Raw genomic sequence first — 15006 nt, 5'->3', positions numbered from 1 at the left:
GACGCACCGTCCGCTGCCCGATTCGGTGATACCCGGGCTGTTTGCGTACTACGCCGGAAGGAGACAACAGGAGTACGGGTTGTTGCAGTTCAGCGGCCCGCCACGGGGACTCACTTGTTCTGGAAGGCTGTTGGCCATGGCCATTGCGCAGCCCGAACGGGGCGGGCTGCTGCCCGAGCGCACGGCTCCCTCCCGCGGCACTCTCGCCACCACCGCCTGCATGGAGACACTGCAGGTGGGCTATCTGCACGCCGTCGCGGCGGCCGCCGGCTGCTCGCTGTCCCAGCCGTTTCCCGACAACGGCATCGACTGGCACGTCAGCCACAGCGCCCCCGGGCACACGGTCGACGACGAGGTCACCATCAAGGTGCAGCTCAAGGCCACCTACCAGGTGCCGCCCAACCCGCCCGGGCGCACCTTCTCCTTCACGCTCGACAACGCGCACCTGGCGAAACTCGCCCGGACACCCGTGTCGGTGCACAAGATCCTGGTGGTGATGCTGGTGCCGCGCTCCCAGGACGACTGGCTGCGCGCCGGACACGACCGCCTCGACCTCAGGCACTGCTGCTACTGGACCAACCTCGCCGGCCAGCCGATCACCGGCCGCAGCCGCACCACCGTGCGCATACCGACCGCACGCATCTTCGACGACCGGGCCCTGTGCGAGATCATGACGCGGGTCGGGACGGGAGGGAAACCGTGACGCACCGCCCGACCGAGGAGCCACTGAGGGCCGTGCGGCCCCATCCCCATCCCACCGACTCCTGGAGCGGCCCTCCGCCCGAGCCCCACGACGTCGACCCGGCCGTGCTGAGCGCCCTGCTGCGTCGGCACGGCTGGCTGCGGCGCGGCGGCGCCCCCGGACGCTACGGCCGCTGGACCCCGCCCGGCCCCGGCGGCAGCGGCACGAGCCTGCTGGTGCCGGAGACCCGCGCCTTCCCCGACAGCGACGACCTGCTCGGCGAGGCCCTGCTCGCCCTGTCCCGCAGCGGCTCGCCCTCCGCCCGCGAGGTGCTTGTCTCCCTCGCCGTGCCCAGTGACGAGATCCGCTGGTGGCACGACGTCCCGGCCGGGCCCGCCGGTGCGGCGTCCTGGATCGTCGAGGACCGGCTGCGCACCGCGGCCCGCCGGATGCTCCTCGCGGCGGCACTCGCCGCACGCGCCCGGGCCGGCTATCACGGCGCCCGCCACCGGCGCTCCGCCGCGGCGTCCCTGGAGAACGTCCTCGTCGGCTCCGCCGCCGACGGCCGGCTCACCGCCTTCGTGCCCGTCACCGGCGGCCGCCCGGTGGCCGTACGCCTCCACCAGGCGCTGCACGCCGCCCGTGAGGCCATCGACTACCAGCGCGCCGCGGGCGGCATGGACGCCTTCGACGCCGCGGTCGAGGCAGGGGTGAGCCATGAGCTCACCGAGGCCCTTGTCGCTCTCGTCCGGGGCACCGAAGGCGCCCGGATCGCCGTCGCGTGGGCCCCGGCGGCCGGTGTGCCCGAGGGCTGCGCGTCCTCCGCCGAGCCCGTCGAGTTCTCGCCCGGCGACCTGCCGGTCCTGCGCGAGGCGGGCGCCCGCTATCTGCGCGAGGAACCCGCCGTGCCGGTGCGGATCACCGGAGCGGTGGTGCGGCTGCGCAGGTCGGGGCCGCGCGGCGAGGGCTCCGTACGGCTGCGGGTCCTGGCCGGGGCCGAGATCCCGAACGTCCGGATCACCCTCGACGAGGAGGGCTACCGGATCGCCGGGCACGCCCACCTCGTCGGACTGCCGGTGCGGGTGCAGGGCCGGCTGGAGAGCCGGGGCGGCTTCCGGCGCCTCACCGGCGCCCACGGCGTCGTACCGGTGCAGGTCGACGACGCCGAGCGGGACCGGCTGATGAAGGCCCTCCAGGAGAACGCCGGGATGGCGGCCTTCTTCGAGGAGGCCTGCGGAGGGGACGAGGGGGACTGCGGGGACTGATTTCGCGGAGTGCGTCCGTGCGTCGGTATCCTCTGGGGGCATTGCCGTGCAATGCCCCTACAGGTAGTGGGCCCCTTCAGTCAGGAGAGACCGGTGTCAGACGTCCGTGTGATCATCCAGCGCGATTCCGAGCGGGAAGAACGCGTGGTGACGACGGGCACTACGGCCGCCGAGCTCTTCGCCGGCGAGCGCTCGATCATCGCCGCGCGTGTGGCCGGCGAGCTCCGGGACCTGTCGTACGCCCTGTCCGAGGGCGACGAGGTCGAGGGCGTCGAGATCTCCTCCGAGGACGGCCTCAACATCCTGCGCCACTCCACCGCGCACGTCATGGCGCAGGCCGTGCAGGAACTCTTCCCCGAGGCCAAGCTCGGCATCGGCCCGCCCGTCAAGGACGGCTTCTACTACGACTTCGACGTCGAGAAGCCGTTCACGCCCGAGGATCTCAAGGCCATCGAGAAGAAGATGCAGGAGATCCAGAAGCGCGGGCAGAAGTTCGCCCGCCGCGCGATCACCGACGAGGCCGCCCGCGAGGAGCTGGCCGGCGAGCCGTACAAGCTGGAGCTGATCGGCCTCAAGGGCTCGGCGTCCAGTGACGACGGCGCGGACGTCGAGGTCGGTGCCGGCGAGCTGACGATCTACGACAACCTGGACGCCAAGACCGGCGAGCTGTGCTGGAAGGACCTCTGCCGCGGTCCCCACCTGCCCTCCACCCGGAACATCCCGGCGTTCAAGCTGATGCGCAACGCGGCCGCCTACTGGCGCGGCAGCGAGAAGAACCCCATGCTCCAGCGCATCTACGGCACCGCCTGGCCCACCAAGGACGAGCTGAAGGCGCACCTGGAGTTCCTCGCCGAGGCCGAGAAGCGCGACCACCGCAAGCTCGGCAGCGAGCTTGACCTGTTCTCCGTCCCGGAGCAGATCGGCTCCGGCCTCGCCGTCTTCCACCCCAAGGGCGGCATCATCCGCCGGGTCATGGAGGACTACTCGCGGCGCCGCCACGAGGAGGAGGGCTACGAGTTCGTCTACACCCCGCACGCCACCAAGGGGAAGCTCTTCGAGACCTCGGGCCACCTGGACTGGTACGCCGACGGCATGTACCCGCCCATGCAGCTCGACGAGGGCGTGGACTACTACCTCAAGCCCATGAACTGCCCGATGCACAACCTGATCTTCGACGCGCGCGGCCGGTCCTACCGTGAACTGCCGCTGCGCCTCTTCGAGTTCGGGACCGTGTACCGCTACGAGAAGTCGGGCGTCGTGCACGGCCTGACCCGGGCCCGCGGCTTCACGCAGGACGACGCGCACATCTACTGCACCCGCGAGCAGATGTCGGAGGAGCTCGACAAGACGCTCACCTTCGTCCTCGGCCTGCTGCGCGACTACGGCCTGACCGACTTCTACCTGGAGCTCTCCACCAAGGACCCGGAGAAGTTCGTCGGCTCGGACGAGGCCTGGGAAGAGGCCACGGAGACGCTGCGCCAGGTCGCCGAGAAGCAGGGCCTGCCCCTCGTGCCCGACCCGGGCGGCGCCGCCTTCTACGGCCCGAAGATCTCCGTCCAGACCAAGGACGCCATCGGCCGGACCTGGCAGATGTCGACGATCCAGCTCGACTTCAACCTGCCGGAGCGCTTCGACCTGGAGTACACCGGGGCGGACGGCGCCAAGCAGCGCCCCGTCATGATCCACCGCGCGCTGTTCGGCTCGATCGAGCGCTTCTTCGCGGTGCTCCTGGAGCACTATGCGGGCGCCTTCCCGGCGTGGCTGGCCCCGGTCCAGGCGGTCGGCATCCCGATCGGCGACGCGCACGTCGAGTACCTGGAGAAGTTCGCTGCGGCGGCCAAGCGGCAGGGTCTGCGCGTCGAGGTCGACTCCTCCTCGGACCGGATGCAGAAGAAGATCCGCAACGCCCAGAAGCAGAAGGTGCCCTTCATGGTCATCGCGGGCGACGAGGACATGTCCCACGGGTCCGTGTCCTTCCGCTACCGCGACGGCTCGCAGGAGAACGGCATCCCCTTCGACGAGGCCATCGCGAAGATCCAGAAGGTCGTCGAGGAGCGGGCGCAGGTCTGATCACACGGCATACGGGCCCCCGGGGAGATCCCGGGGGCCTTTGCCGTCCCCCCAGCTCGACGCCATATGCTGCACTGCATGACGAGTGAGCCGGAGCAGCAGCTGGGAGTGGGGACGCAGGACGCGTTCCAGCGTCTGTGGACGCCCCATCGGATGGCCTACATCCAGGGCGAGAACAAGCCGACCGGCCCGGGCGCCGGCGACGGCTGCCCCTTCTGCTCGATCCCGGCCAAATCCGACGAGGACGGGCTGGTCGTCCGGCGCGGCGAGCAGGTCTACGCCGTGCTCAACCTCTACCCGTACAACGGCGGCCACCTGATGACCGTGCCGTACCGGCACGTCGCCGACTACACGGACCTCACGGCGGGGGAGACCGCCGAACTCGGCGAACTCACCAAGCAGGCGATGACGGCCCTGCGCACGGCCTCCGGCGCGCACGGCTTCAACATCGGCATGAACCAGGGCACGGTGGCGGGCGCGGGCATCGCGGCGCACCTGCACCAGCACATCGTGCCGCGCTGGGGCGGGGACACGAACTTCATGCCGGTGGTGGGACATACGCGGGTGCTGCCGCAGCTGCTGGCGGACACGAGGAAGATGCTGGCGGAGGCCTGGCCGACGAGCTGACTCCGGCGGGGCCGGCTTTCGTTCTTCGACACCGGCCCCGGCCGCCCGAGGCTCACGAGCCCCTACGCGTCGTAGACATCCGCCTTCTTCGGCGAAGCCTCCTGCACAGCCCCACTCAGCGCCGACGACCTGGAACCGAACTTCTCCACGTCCACGCCGTTCTCCCGCAGCACCTTCAGCGCCGCCGCATGCACCACACGCAGCACAGGCGTGGCCGCCCGCAACGCGTCGTCGGCCATGAAGCGGTGCCGCCACGGCTGGTCGGCCCACGCATGCCGCAGACCGAACGGCTCCGGGAGCGTCAGACTGCCGCCGAGCCACTTCAGCAGCGGCGGGTACCAGGTCAGCGGGGCGCGCGCGGCCAGCCGTACCACCTCGTCGGCGTCGATCAGGGGGAGCTTCACGGTGCGGGTCTCCCAGAACCGGAGAGCCTTCTGCACCGCCTTCTCCTTGGCCGCCGGCTTCTCGTTGAACAGCGGGTTGACCGGCCCCAGGGCGTGTCCGGTGACCTCGATGCGCAGGGTGTCGTGGAGCACGGTCACCGTGATCAGCATCGTGATCACCAGATGGCCGTCCCAGAGGGTCCACTGCACGCCGAGGTAGTGCCGGTCGCCGCTGCCGAACTGCTGCTTGTTGCAGATGTCCTGTATCGCGTGCGTCCGGACCGTGTACGCGTCGACGTCCGTGCCGCTCGGCCGGGACACATCCGTCGCCTTCTCGCCGATCGGCGTGACGACCCAGTGCGTGATGGACGGCTTGGGGAAGCCGCCGGTGTTGATGGACGTGCGCTCCAGCATGCCCAGGCCGCCCTGGATCGCCACGATGACGTCCCAGCTGCGGAAGGGGTGGAACTCCTTGTCCGGGTCGGCCGAGACCAGTTCCTCGGCCAGTTGCCAGCTGCCCCACCGGGTGCCCATGCCGAGTATGCCCTTGGGGCCGGCGTAGAAGACCGAGTTGGACCGCTGCTCGGCGCCGAGGCGGGCCAGCTCCTTGCGGACCTGCTCGGCCGCGTCGCCCGGGTTGCCCGGAACGGCCTCGGGGATCTTGGCGCCCACCCCGCCGCCCGACAGCAGGCTCGACCAGCGCTCCCGCAGGTCACGGGCCGTTCGCTCGCAGATCTGCTTGGCCCAGAACCAGCCGACGACCGGCATGATGATCGCCGCGCGCGCGTACCAGGCCCAGAATCCCGTGAAGGGCATCTTGACCAGGAACAGCACGGCGAGCGCGCCCACCGCGACCAGCAGGGTCGTGGCGAGGGCGCCGGCGCGCTTGTCCTCGCGCTTGGCCATGGTGGTGCGCAGCGTGAACACCAGCAGCCACACGAGGAAGCCGGGCAGGAAGAGCACCCCGCAGATGACCGTGATCGCCGAGAGCCAGTTGTCGCGGTCGCGGCGGATGCGGTGGGCCGCCAGGCAGTGCTCCACGACGACCTGGGGTTCGATGCCGAAGGACTGGATGACGGGGGAGCGCCCGGCACCCAGCATCCGGTCGATGATGGCGCGGGAGAAGGCCTCGCCGAACCTGGGACGGAAGATCTTCGCCCAGGGGCGCGGCGGTTTCACCTTCGACTGGTGCCACTCGTTGTCGGCGTTGAGGATCTTGGTGACCTCGTCGTCCCGGTACGCCGCCGCGGCCAGTGCGTAGGTCGCCGCCGTCTGCCCAGCCGAACCCGCCAGAGGCACCTGGGCCCCTGGGCTGAAGTCGAATCCGTCTGTCACTGCCGCCCCCATCGCTGCCGCATCCGCATCTGCGGCCTTCCCGACTTCCGCGCTCCGCACACCTGTTGATCAGGTCATCAGCGTATCCGCACGCACCGACATCCGTCGGCGGGCGGCCGTCAAGCCGCCCGCCGGTGCGGAGGGAAGCCCTCACGAGGGCCATTTGGTGGCGCCCGGCGCGAACTACGAGGCCTCGCGCGCCTCTTCACGCACCCGTTCCGCTACCTGCGGCGGCATCGGTTCGTGGCGCGCGTACCGGCGGCTGAACCGGGCCGTGCCGTGCGACAGTGACCGCAGGTCGACCGAGTACCGGCCGATCTCGATCTCGGGCACCTCGGCCCGGATCACCGTGCGTCCGCCGGGCGTCTGCTCGGTACCGAGCACCCGGCCGCGCCGCCCCGACAGGTCGCTCATCACCGCGCCCACGAAGTCGTCGCCGACCAGCACCGACACCTCGGCCACCGGCTCCAGCAGATGGATCCGCGCGTCGGACGCCGCCTCCCGCAACGCGAGCGCGCCGGCCGTCTGGAAGGCGGCGTCGGAGGAGTCCACCGAGTGCGCCTTGCCGTCCAGCAGGGTCACGCGTACGTCGATGAGCGGATGCCCGGCGGCGACTCCCCTGGCGGCCTGGGACCGTACTCCCTTCTCCACGGACGGGATGAACTGCCGTGGCACCGCGCCGCCGACGACCTTGTCCACGAACTCGATGCCGGAGCCGCCCGGCAGCGGCTCGACCTCGATCTCGCAGATGGCGAACTGCCCGTGCCCGCCGGACTGTTTGACGTGCCGGCCACGTCCGCCCGACTTGATCGCGAAGGTCTCGCGCAGGGACACCTTGTGCGGCACGACGTCCACCTGGACGCCGTACCGGCTGCGCAGCCGCTCCAGGGCCACGTCGGCGTGCGCCTCGCCCAGGCACCACAGGACCACCTGGTGGGTGTCCTGGTTCTGTTCGAGCCGCATCGTCGGGTCCTCGGCCACCAGCCGGGCCAGGCCCTGCGAGAGCTTGTCCTCGTCCGGCTTGCTGTGCGCCTGGATGGCCAGCGGCAGCAGCGGGTCGGGCATCTGCCACGGCTCCATGAGCAGCGGGTCTTCCTTGGCGGACAGGGTGTCGCCGGTCTCGGCGCGGCTCAGCTTGGCCACGCAGGCCAGGTCGCCCGCGATGACGTGCGACACCGGCCGCTGCTGCTTGCCGAACGGTGTGGACAGGGCGCCGATCCGCTCGTCGACGTCGTGGTCCTCGTGGCCGCGGTCGGACAGTCCGTGCCCGGAGACGTGGACCGTCTGGTCGGCCCGCAGGGTGCCGGAGAAGAGGCGGATCAGCGACAGCCGGCCGACGTACGGGTCGGAGGAGGTCTTCACGACCTCCGCGACCAGCGGTGCGTCCGGGTCGCAGGGCCTGAGCTCGCGCGGCTTGCCGTCGATCGTGGTCACCCGCACCGTCTCGTGCTCCAGCGGTGTCGGGAAGCCCCGTGTGATCAGCTCCAGCACCTCCACTGTGCCGAGCCCCTGCCGGCCGCCGTCGGACGCGGGGGCGGCGGCCAGGACGGGGAAGAAGACCCCGCGCGCGACGGCCCGCTCCAGGTCCTCGATCAGCGTCCCGACATCGATCTGTTCCCCGCCGAGATAGCGGTCCATGAGGGTCTCGTCCTCGCTCTCCGAGATGATCCCCTCGATCAGCCGGTTACGGGCCTCCTCGATCAGCGGCAGCTCGTCCTCGCCCGGCTCCGACTCCTTGCGCTCGCCGGTCGAGTAGTCGAACAGCTTCTGCGACAGCAGCCCGATCAGGCCGGTCACGGGCGCGTGCCCGTCGGGTGCCTGCGGGCCGTGCAGGGGCAGGTAGAGCGGCAGGACCGCGTCGGGATCGTCCGCGCCGAAGGCCTCCGCGCAGATCCGCGTCATCTCCTCGAAGTCGGAGCGCGCCGACTCCAGGTGTGTGACGACGATGGCCCGGGGCATGCCCACGGCCGCGCACTCCTCCCACACCATGCGGGTCGAGCCGTCCACGCCGTCCGAGGCCGAGACGACGAAGAGGGCCGCGTCCGCCGCTCGCAGACCGGCCCTGAGCTCACCGACGAAGTCGGCGTATCCGGGGGTGTCGAGAACATTGACCTTGATGCCGTCCCACTCGACGGGCACCAGGGAGAGCTGTACCGAGCGCTGCTGCCTGTGCTCGATCTCGTCGTAGTCGGAGACGGTGCCGCCGTCCTCCACACGGCCCGCCCGGTTCACCGCCCCCGCTGTGAGCGCGAGGGCTTCCACCAACGTGGTCTTGCCCGATCCGGAGTGGCCGACCAGCACCACATTCCGTACGGACTGAGGGTGGTCGGCCGCTAGCGCCCTGCCGGCGGCCCCAGGGTGTGTTTTGTCGCCCATGATCCTGCCTCCCGTGCACGGTGAGGTCACTGTGGGCGCGGACACGCGGGATCCGCGTGCATGGCGGCTCCGGCGACGCCCGCGGTTATTCGAGCTTTCCACTCCCGTCACGGTGCGTCCATACGAAGGACGCGATCGCGCCGCCCACCAGCGGCTCGCCGGATCCCCCGAAGGCGTCCGGGTGCCCGCCCCTCACCCACACGCGCGCGTGGCTACGATGGGCCAGCCGGTGGCCAGCAGGGGCCATGCGGCGACACCGACCCTCGGGAAGGCCATGCTGAACAAGTACGCGCGTGCATTCTTCACGCGTGTCCTCACACCGTTCGCCGCGTTTCTCATCCGGCTGGGCGTCAGCCCCGACGCCGTCACGCTGATCGGCACCGCCGGTGTGGTCGCGGGCGCGCTGGTCTTCTACCCCATGGGCGAGTTCTTCTGGGGCACGGTCGTGATCACACTCTTCGTCTTCTCGGACCTCGTCGACGGAAACATGGCGCGCCAGCTCGGCCGCTCCAGCCGCTGGGGCGCCTTCCTGGACTCCACGCTCGACCGGGTCGCCGACGGCGCGATCTTCGCCGGCTTCATCCTCTGGTACGCCGGGGGCGGCGACGACCTCGTGCTGTGCGCCGTCTCGATCTTCTGCCTGGCCAGCGGCCAGGTGGTGTCGTACACCAAGGCCCGCGGTGAGTCGATCGGTCTGCCGGTCGCCGTCAACGGGCTCGTCGAGCGCGCCGAGCGGCTGGTGATCTCGCTGGTCGCGGCCGGGCTCGCGGGCCTGCATGCGTTCGGTGTGCCCGGCATCCAGTACCTGCTGCCCGTCGCCCTGTGGATCGTCGCCGTGGGCAGCCTCGTCACGCTGATCCAGCGGGTCGTCACGGTCCGCCGGGAGTCCGCCGAGGCCGAGGCGGCCGCGCAGGACAATGAGGGCGAGCAGCATAACGCCTCTCACGGGAGCGAGGCGGCCACGTGAGCGCACAGGACCGGTTGACGGACGCGCTGTACGGCCTCGGCTGGAGCACCGTCAGGAAGCTCCCCGAGCCGGTCGCCGTACGGCTCGGGCAAACCATCGCCGACCTCGCGTGGAAACAGCGCGGCAAGGGCGTCCAGCGCCTGGAGAGCAACTACGCGCGCGTGGTGCCCGACGCCGGCCCCGAGCGGCTGGCCCAGCTCTCCCGTGCGGGCATGCGCTCCTACCTGCGCTACTGGATGGAGTCCTTCCGCCTCCCCGCCTGGAGCAAGGAGCGGATCAAGGGCGGTTTCGACCCCAAGGACATCCACTACCTCACCGAGGGCATGGCCGCCGGCAAGGGCGTCATACTCGCCCTGCCGCACCTGGGCAACTGGGACCTGGCCGGCGCCTGGGTCACCACGAAGCTCGGGATCCCGTTCACGACGGTGGCCGAGCGCCTTAAGCCGGAGACGCTCTACGACCGGTTCGTCGCCTACCGCGAGAGCCTCGGCATGGAGGTCCTGCCGCACAGCGGCGGCACCGCCTTCGGCACCCTGGCCCGGCGGCTGCGCGACGGCGGCCTGGTCTGCCTGGTCGCCGACCGTGACCTGTCCGCCTCCGGTGTCGAGGTCGACTTCTTCGGCGACACCACCCGGATGCCGGCCGGACCCGCCCTGCTCGCCCAGCAGACGGGCGCCCTGTTGCTGCCCGTCACCCTCTGGTACGACGACTCGCCCGTGATGCGGGGCCGCCTCCACCCACCGGTCGAGGTGCCCGAGTCGGGCACCCGCGCCGAGAAGACGTCCGTGATGACACAGGCGCTGGCCGACGCCTTCGCCTCGGGGATCGCCGACCACCCGGAGGACTGGCACATGCTCCAGCGCCTGTGGCTCGCGGACCTCGATCCAGCGAAGGGATCCACGTGAGGATCGGCATCGTCTGCCCGTACTCCTGGGACGTACCGGGCGGCGTCCAGTTCCACATCCGGGACCTGGCCGAATACTTCATCCGCCTCGGCCACGAGGTGTCCGTCCTCGCCCCGGCGGACGACGACACTCCGCTGCCGCCGTACGTCGTCTCGGCCGGGCGCGCGGTGCCGGTGCCGTACAACGGCTCGGTGGCCCGGCTGAACTTCGGCTTCCTCTCGGCGGCCCGGGTCCGCCGGTGGCTGCACGACGGCGAGTTCGACGTGATCCACATCCACGAACCGACCTCGCCCTCGCTGGGCCTGCTGACCTGCTGGGCGGCCCAGGGCCCGATCGTCGCCACGTTCCACACGTCCAACCCGCGCTCCCGGGCCATGATCGCCGCGTACTCGATCCTCCAGGCCGCCCTGGAGAAGATCAGCGCGCGGATCGCGGTGAGCGAGTACGCCCGGCGCACGCTGGTGGAGCACCTCGGCGGGGACGCGGTGGTGATCCCCAACGGCGTGGACGTCGACTTCTTCGCCGAGGCCGAGCCCAAGGCCGAGTGGCAGGGCGACACGATCGGCTTCGTCGGGCGCATCGACGAGCCCCGCAAGGGACTGCCGGTCCTCATGAAGGCCCTGCCGAAGATCCTCGCCGCCCGACCGCAGACCCGGCTGCTGGTCGCCGGGCGCGGCGACGAGGTGGAGGCGGTGGAGACCCTCCCGGCCGAGCTGCGCTCCCGCGTCGAGTTCCTCGGCATGGTCAGCGACGAGGACAAGGCGCGCTTCCTGCGCAGCGTCGACCTGTACATCGCGCCCAACACCGGCGGCGAGAGCTTCGGCATCATCCTGGTCGAGGCCATGTCCGCCGGCGCCCCCGTCCTCGCCTCCGACCTGGACGCCTTCGCGCAGGTCCTGGATCGGGGGGCGGCCGGCGAGCTGTTCCCGAACGAGGACGCCGACGCCCTCGCCGACGCGGCCGTCCGGCTGCTGGGGGACCCGGAGCGGCTGGCGGAGCTGCGGGAGCGGGGGAGTACCCATGTACGGCGCTTCGACTGGTCGACCGTCGGCGCGGACATCCTCTCCGTCTACGAGACGGTGACGGCGGGCGCGGCGGCGGTGGCCGAGGACGACCGGGTGACGGGGCTGCGGGCCAGGCTGGGGTTCGCCCGGGACTGAGGCCGGACGGACTGATTCCTGTCGGGCCGGGCCGAAGGGCGGCTCGGCCAGGGCAGGGTGAACCGAGAGGCCGGCCGGGCCGCTAGCCTTGCCGCCCGTGACCACCACTCTCATCTGGATCGCCGTCGCCCTGGTCGCGATCGGGCTGTATCTGAGCTGGACCGCCGGCCGTCTCGACCGCCTCCACGCCCGGATCGACGCCGCCCGGGCCGCCCTGGACGCGCAGTTGCTGCGCCGGGCCTCGGTGGCGCAGGAACTGGCCACGTCGGGGGTCCTGGACCCGGCCGCCTCGATCGTGCTCTACGAGGCCGCGCACGCGGCCAGGCAGGCCGAGGAGGAGCAGCGTGAAGTCGCCGAGAGCGAACTGAGCCAGGCACTGCGGGCCGTCTTCGCGGATGCCCAGCAGCTGGAGGCGGTGCGAGAGGCGCCCGGGGGGGAGGAGGCCGCGACCGAGCTCGTACAGGCGGTGCGGCGCGTCCCCATGGCACGCCGCTTCCACAACGACGCCGTACGCGCCGCTCGCGCGCTGCGCCGCCACCGCAAGGTCCGCTGGTTCCGGCTGGCCGGCCACGCGCCGTTCCCGATGGCCTTCGAGATGGACGACGAGCCACCGGCCGCACTGGCGGACCGCTCGGGCTCCTGACGGCGGGACGTCCCCGCCGCCGCGGGGCGAAAACGATCCACCGGCTACCCATTGGCCCTTGCTGTGGCCTGCTCCTCTCACGTTTCCTCGGTGCTGCACAAAACCCCTCTTTCCCAGCAGCGAGGTCACCCGTGTCCATCTCCGAAAACCAGGCTCCCGAGACCGGCACCGCCCGTGTGAAGCGCGGCATGGCCGAGCAGCTCAAGGGCGGCGTCATCATGGACGTCGTCACGCCGGAGCAGGCGAAGATCGCCGAGGACGCGGGCGCCGTCGCCGTCATGGCCCTGGAGCGGGTCCCGGCCGACATCCGCAAGGACGGCGGCGTGGCCCGCATGTCCGACCCGGACATGATCGAGGGCATCATCGAGGCCGTCTCCATCCCGGTGATGGCCAAGTCCCGCATCGGCCACTTCGTCGAGGCCCAGGTCCTGCAGTCCCTCGGCGTCGACTACATCGACGAGTCCGAGGTCCTCACCCCGGCCGACGAGGTCAACCACAGCGACAAGTTCGCCTTCACCACCCCCTTCGTCTGCGGCGCCACCAACCTGGGCGAGGCCCTGCGCCGCATCGCCGAGGGCGCCGCGATGATCCGCTCCAAGGGCGAGGCCGGCACCGGCAACGTCGTCGAGGCCGTCCGCCACCTGCGCCAGATCAAGAACGAGATCGCCCGCCTGCGCGGCTACGACAACAACGAGCTGTACGCCGCCGCCAAGGACCTGCGCGCCCCGTACGAGCTGGTCAAGGAGGTCTCCGAGCTGGGCAAGCTCCCGGTCGTGCTGTTCTCCGCCGGCGGCGTCGCCACCCCGGCCGACGCGGCCCTGATGCGCCAGCTCGGCGCCGAGGGCGTCTTCGTCGGCTCCGGCATCTTCAAGTCCGGCGACCCGGCCAAGCGCGCCGCCGCCATCGTGAAGGCCACCACCTTCTACGACGACCCGAAGATCGTCGCCGACGCGTCCCGCAACCTCGGCGAGGCCATGGTCGGCATCAACTGCGACACCCTCCCCGAGACCGAGCGCTACGCCAACCGCGGCTGGTAAGGCACAGGAACCCATGAGCGACACCCCCGTCATAGGCGTCCTGGCCCTCCAGGGCGACGTACGGGAGCACCTCGTCGCCCTGGCCGCGGCCGATGCCGTGGCCAGGCCGGTGCGGCGCCCCGAAGAGCTCGCCGAGGTGGACGGCCTCGTCATCCCCGGAGGCGAGTCCACCACCATCTCGAAGCTGGCCGTCCTGTTCGGCCTGATGGACCCGCTCCGCGCGCGCGTGCGGGACGGCCTGCCCGTCTACGGCACCTGCGCCGGCATGATCATGCTCGCCGACAAGATCCTCGACCCGCGCTCGGGCCAGGAGACCATCGGCGGCATCGACATGATCGTGCGCCGCAACGCCTTCGGCCGGCAGAACGAGTCCTTCGAGGCGGCCGTCGACGTCGAGGGCGTCGAGGGCGCCCCGGTGGAGGGCGTCTTCATCCGCGCCCCCTGGGTCGAGTCCGTCGGCGCCGAGGCCGAGGTGCTCGCCGAGCACGAAGGCCACATCGTCGCGGTCCGTCAGGGCAATGTTCTGGCCACGTCGTTCCACCCGGAACTGACCGGCGACCACCGCGTGCACGGCCTGTTCGTCGAGATGGTGCGCGCGAACCGTACAGCCGAGTCCTTGTAGGATTCCTGCGTTCGTTGCTGAGATGGGTTACGCGAAGGAGACAGGCAGATGTCCGGCCACTCTAAATGGGCTACGACGAAGCACAAGAAGGCCGTGATCGATGCCAAGCGCGGCAAGCTCTTCGCGAAGCTGATCAAGAACATCGAGGTGGCCGCCCGGATGGGCGGCGTCGACATCGAGGGCAACCCCACTCTCTACGACGCCATCCAGAAGGCGAAGAAGCAGTCGGTTCCGAACAAGAACATCGACTCCGCGGTCAAGCGCGGTGGCGGTCTCGAGGCCGGTGGCGCCGACTACGAGACGATCATGTACGAGGGCTACGGCCCGAACGGCGTCGCCGTGCTCATCGAGTGCCTCACCGACAACCGCAACCGTGCCGCCTCCGACGTCCGTGTCGCCATGACCCGTAACGGCGGCTCCATGGCCGACCCGGGCTCGGTGTCCTACATGTTCAGCCGCAAGGGCGTCGTCATCGTCCCCAAGGGCGAGCTGGCCGAGGACGATGTCCTCACCGCCGTACTGGACGCGGGCGCCGAGGAGGTCAACGACCTCGGCGAGTCCTTCGAGGTCATCAGCGAGGCCACCGACCTGGTCGCGGTCCGCACCGCCCTCCAGGAAGCCGGCATCGACTACGACTCCGCCGACTCCAGCTTCGTGCCGTCCGTCCAGGTCGAGCTGGACGAGGAGGGCGCCAAGAAGATCTTCAAGCTGATCGACGCGCTCGAGGACAGCGACGACGTGCAGAACGTCTTCGCCAACTTCGACGTCAGCGACGAGGTCATGGAGAAGGTCGACGCGTAGCGCTGCCGCGGGCTGAACGGTTTCCGGCGGGGGGGGGGGGGGGGGGCCCCCGGCCCATAGGAGGTGTTGGTGAACAACAAGAGACTGTAGAAGAATAGAAGACCACAAAGAGGGGAGGGGGGGGGGGGTGATT

General features: G+C 70.6%; 13 protein-coding genes. 11 read left to right on the top strand and 2 right to left on the bottom strand.

Translation table 11 applies throughout. From position 1 onward, the window contains the following. Positions 1-136: 136 nt before the first annotated feature. From ACZ6I3_RS30285 to ACZ6I3_RS30270, 4 genes are all read left to right on the top strand, one after another. The gene (locus ACZ6I3_RS30285) at positions 137-703 is read left to right on the top strand and encodes a DUF4365 domain-containing protein (RefSeq protein WP_184597254.1); all 567 of its coding nucleotides are present in this window, start codon (positions 137-139) and stop codon (positions 701-703) included. After that, positions 700-1947: a hypothetical protein gene (locus ACZ6I3_RS30280; protein ID WP_469418915.1), complete on the top strand. Its 1248-nt coding sequence runs from the start codon at positions 700-702 to the stop codon at positions 1945-1947. The genes ACZ6I3_RS30285 and ACZ6I3_RS30280 overlap by 4 nt, the downstream gene beginning before the upstream one ends. 93 nt (positions 1948-2040) lie before the next feature. Further along, positions 2041-4017 carry a threonine--tRNA ligase gene (thrS, locus tag ACZ6I3_RS30275; protein WP_469418914.1) on the top strand — a complete coding sequence of 659 codons (1977 nt, stop codon included), beginning with the start codon at positions 2041-2043 and terminating at the stop codon, positions 4015-4017. Between the two features lie 66 nt (positions 4018-4083). After that, positions 4084-4644, top strand: coding sequence for an HIT family protein (locus ACZ6I3_RS30270; RefSeq protein ID WP_184597249.1), 561 nt, complete (start codon positions 4084-4086; stop codon positions 4642-4644). Positions 4645-4706: 62 nt separating this feature from the next. Here the strand turns inward: ACZ6I3_RS30270 and ACZ6I3_RS30265 are convergent, their stop codons facing one another. After that, positions 4707-6374 (bottom strand): hypothetical protein, encoded by a 1668-nt coding sequence (locus ACZ6I3_RS30265; protein ID WP_469418913.1) that lies wholly within the window; start codon positions 6372-6374, stop codon positions 4707-4709. A gap of 171 nt (positions 6375-6545) precedes the next feature. Then, positions 6546-8738 carry an elongation factor G-like protein EF-G2 gene (locus tag ACZ6I3_RS30260; protein WP_469418911.1) on the bottom strand — a complete coding sequence of 731 codons (2193 nt, stop codon included), beginning with the start codon at positions 8736-8738 and terminating at the stop codon, positions 6546-6548. A 217-nt stretch (positions 8739-8955) separates the two neighbouring features. On the opposite strand from ACZ6I3_RS30260, the gene pgsA reads away from it, so the two are divergent. From pgsA to ACZ6I3_RS30225, 7 genes are all read left to right on the top strand, one after another. Continuing rightward, positions 8956-9705 (top strand): phosphatidylinositol phosphate synthase, encoded by a 750-nt coding sequence (gene pgsA / locus ACZ6I3_RS30255; RefSeq protein WP_469419098.1) that lies wholly within the window; start codon positions 8956-8958, stop codon positions 9703-9705. Next, the gene (locus ACZ6I3_RS30250) at positions 9702-10610 is read left to right on the top strand and encodes a phosphatidylinositol mannoside acyltransferase (protein ID WP_469418909.1); all 909 of its coding nucleotides are present in this window, start codon (positions 9702-9704) and stop codon (positions 10608-10610) included. The genes pgsA and ACZ6I3_RS30250 overlap by 4 nt, the downstream gene beginning before the upstream one ends. After that, positions 10607-11770 carry a glycosyltransferase family 4 protein gene (locus ACZ6I3_RS30245; protein WP_469418908.1) on the top strand — a complete coding sequence of 388 codons (1164 nt, stop codon included), beginning with the start codon at positions 10607-10609 and terminating at the stop codon, positions 11768-11770. The genes ACZ6I3_RS30250 and ACZ6I3_RS30245 overlap by 4 nt, the downstream gene beginning before the upstream one ends. Before the next feature lie 97 nt (positions 11771-11867). Further along, positions 11868-12413, top strand: coding sequence for a LemA family protein (locus ACZ6I3_RS30240; protein ID WP_184597241.1), 546 nt, complete (start codon positions 11868-11870; stop codon positions 12411-12413). A gap of 131 nt (positions 12414-12544) precedes the next feature. Beyond that, positions 12545-13450 carry a pyridoxal 5'-phosphate synthase lyase subunit PdxS gene (pdxS, locus tag ACZ6I3_RS30235; protein ID WP_215122607.1) on the top strand — a complete coding sequence of 302 codons (906 nt, stop codon included), beginning with the start codon at positions 12545-12547 and terminating at the stop codon, positions 13448-13450. A gap of 13 nt (positions 13451-13463) precedes the next feature. Then, positions 13464-14072, top strand: coding sequence for a pyridoxal 5'-phosphate synthase glutaminase subunit PdxT (gene pdxT, locus ACZ6I3_RS30230; RefSeq protein WP_469418905.1), 609 nt, complete (start codon positions 13464-13466; stop codon positions 14070-14072). Positions 14073-14120: 48 nt separating this feature from the next. Then, positions 14121-14873, top strand: a complete 753-nt coding sequence (locus ACZ6I3_RS30225; protein WP_469418903.1) for a YebC/PmpR family DNA-binding transcriptional regulator — start codon at positions 14121-14123, stop codon at positions 14871-14873. The last annotated feature ends 133 nt before the right edge of the window (positions 14874-15006 follow it).

The organism is Streptomyces sp. NPDC041940 (genome assembly GCF_055589465.1).
This window is presented reverse-complemented; position numbering and strand designations above follow the sequence as displayed.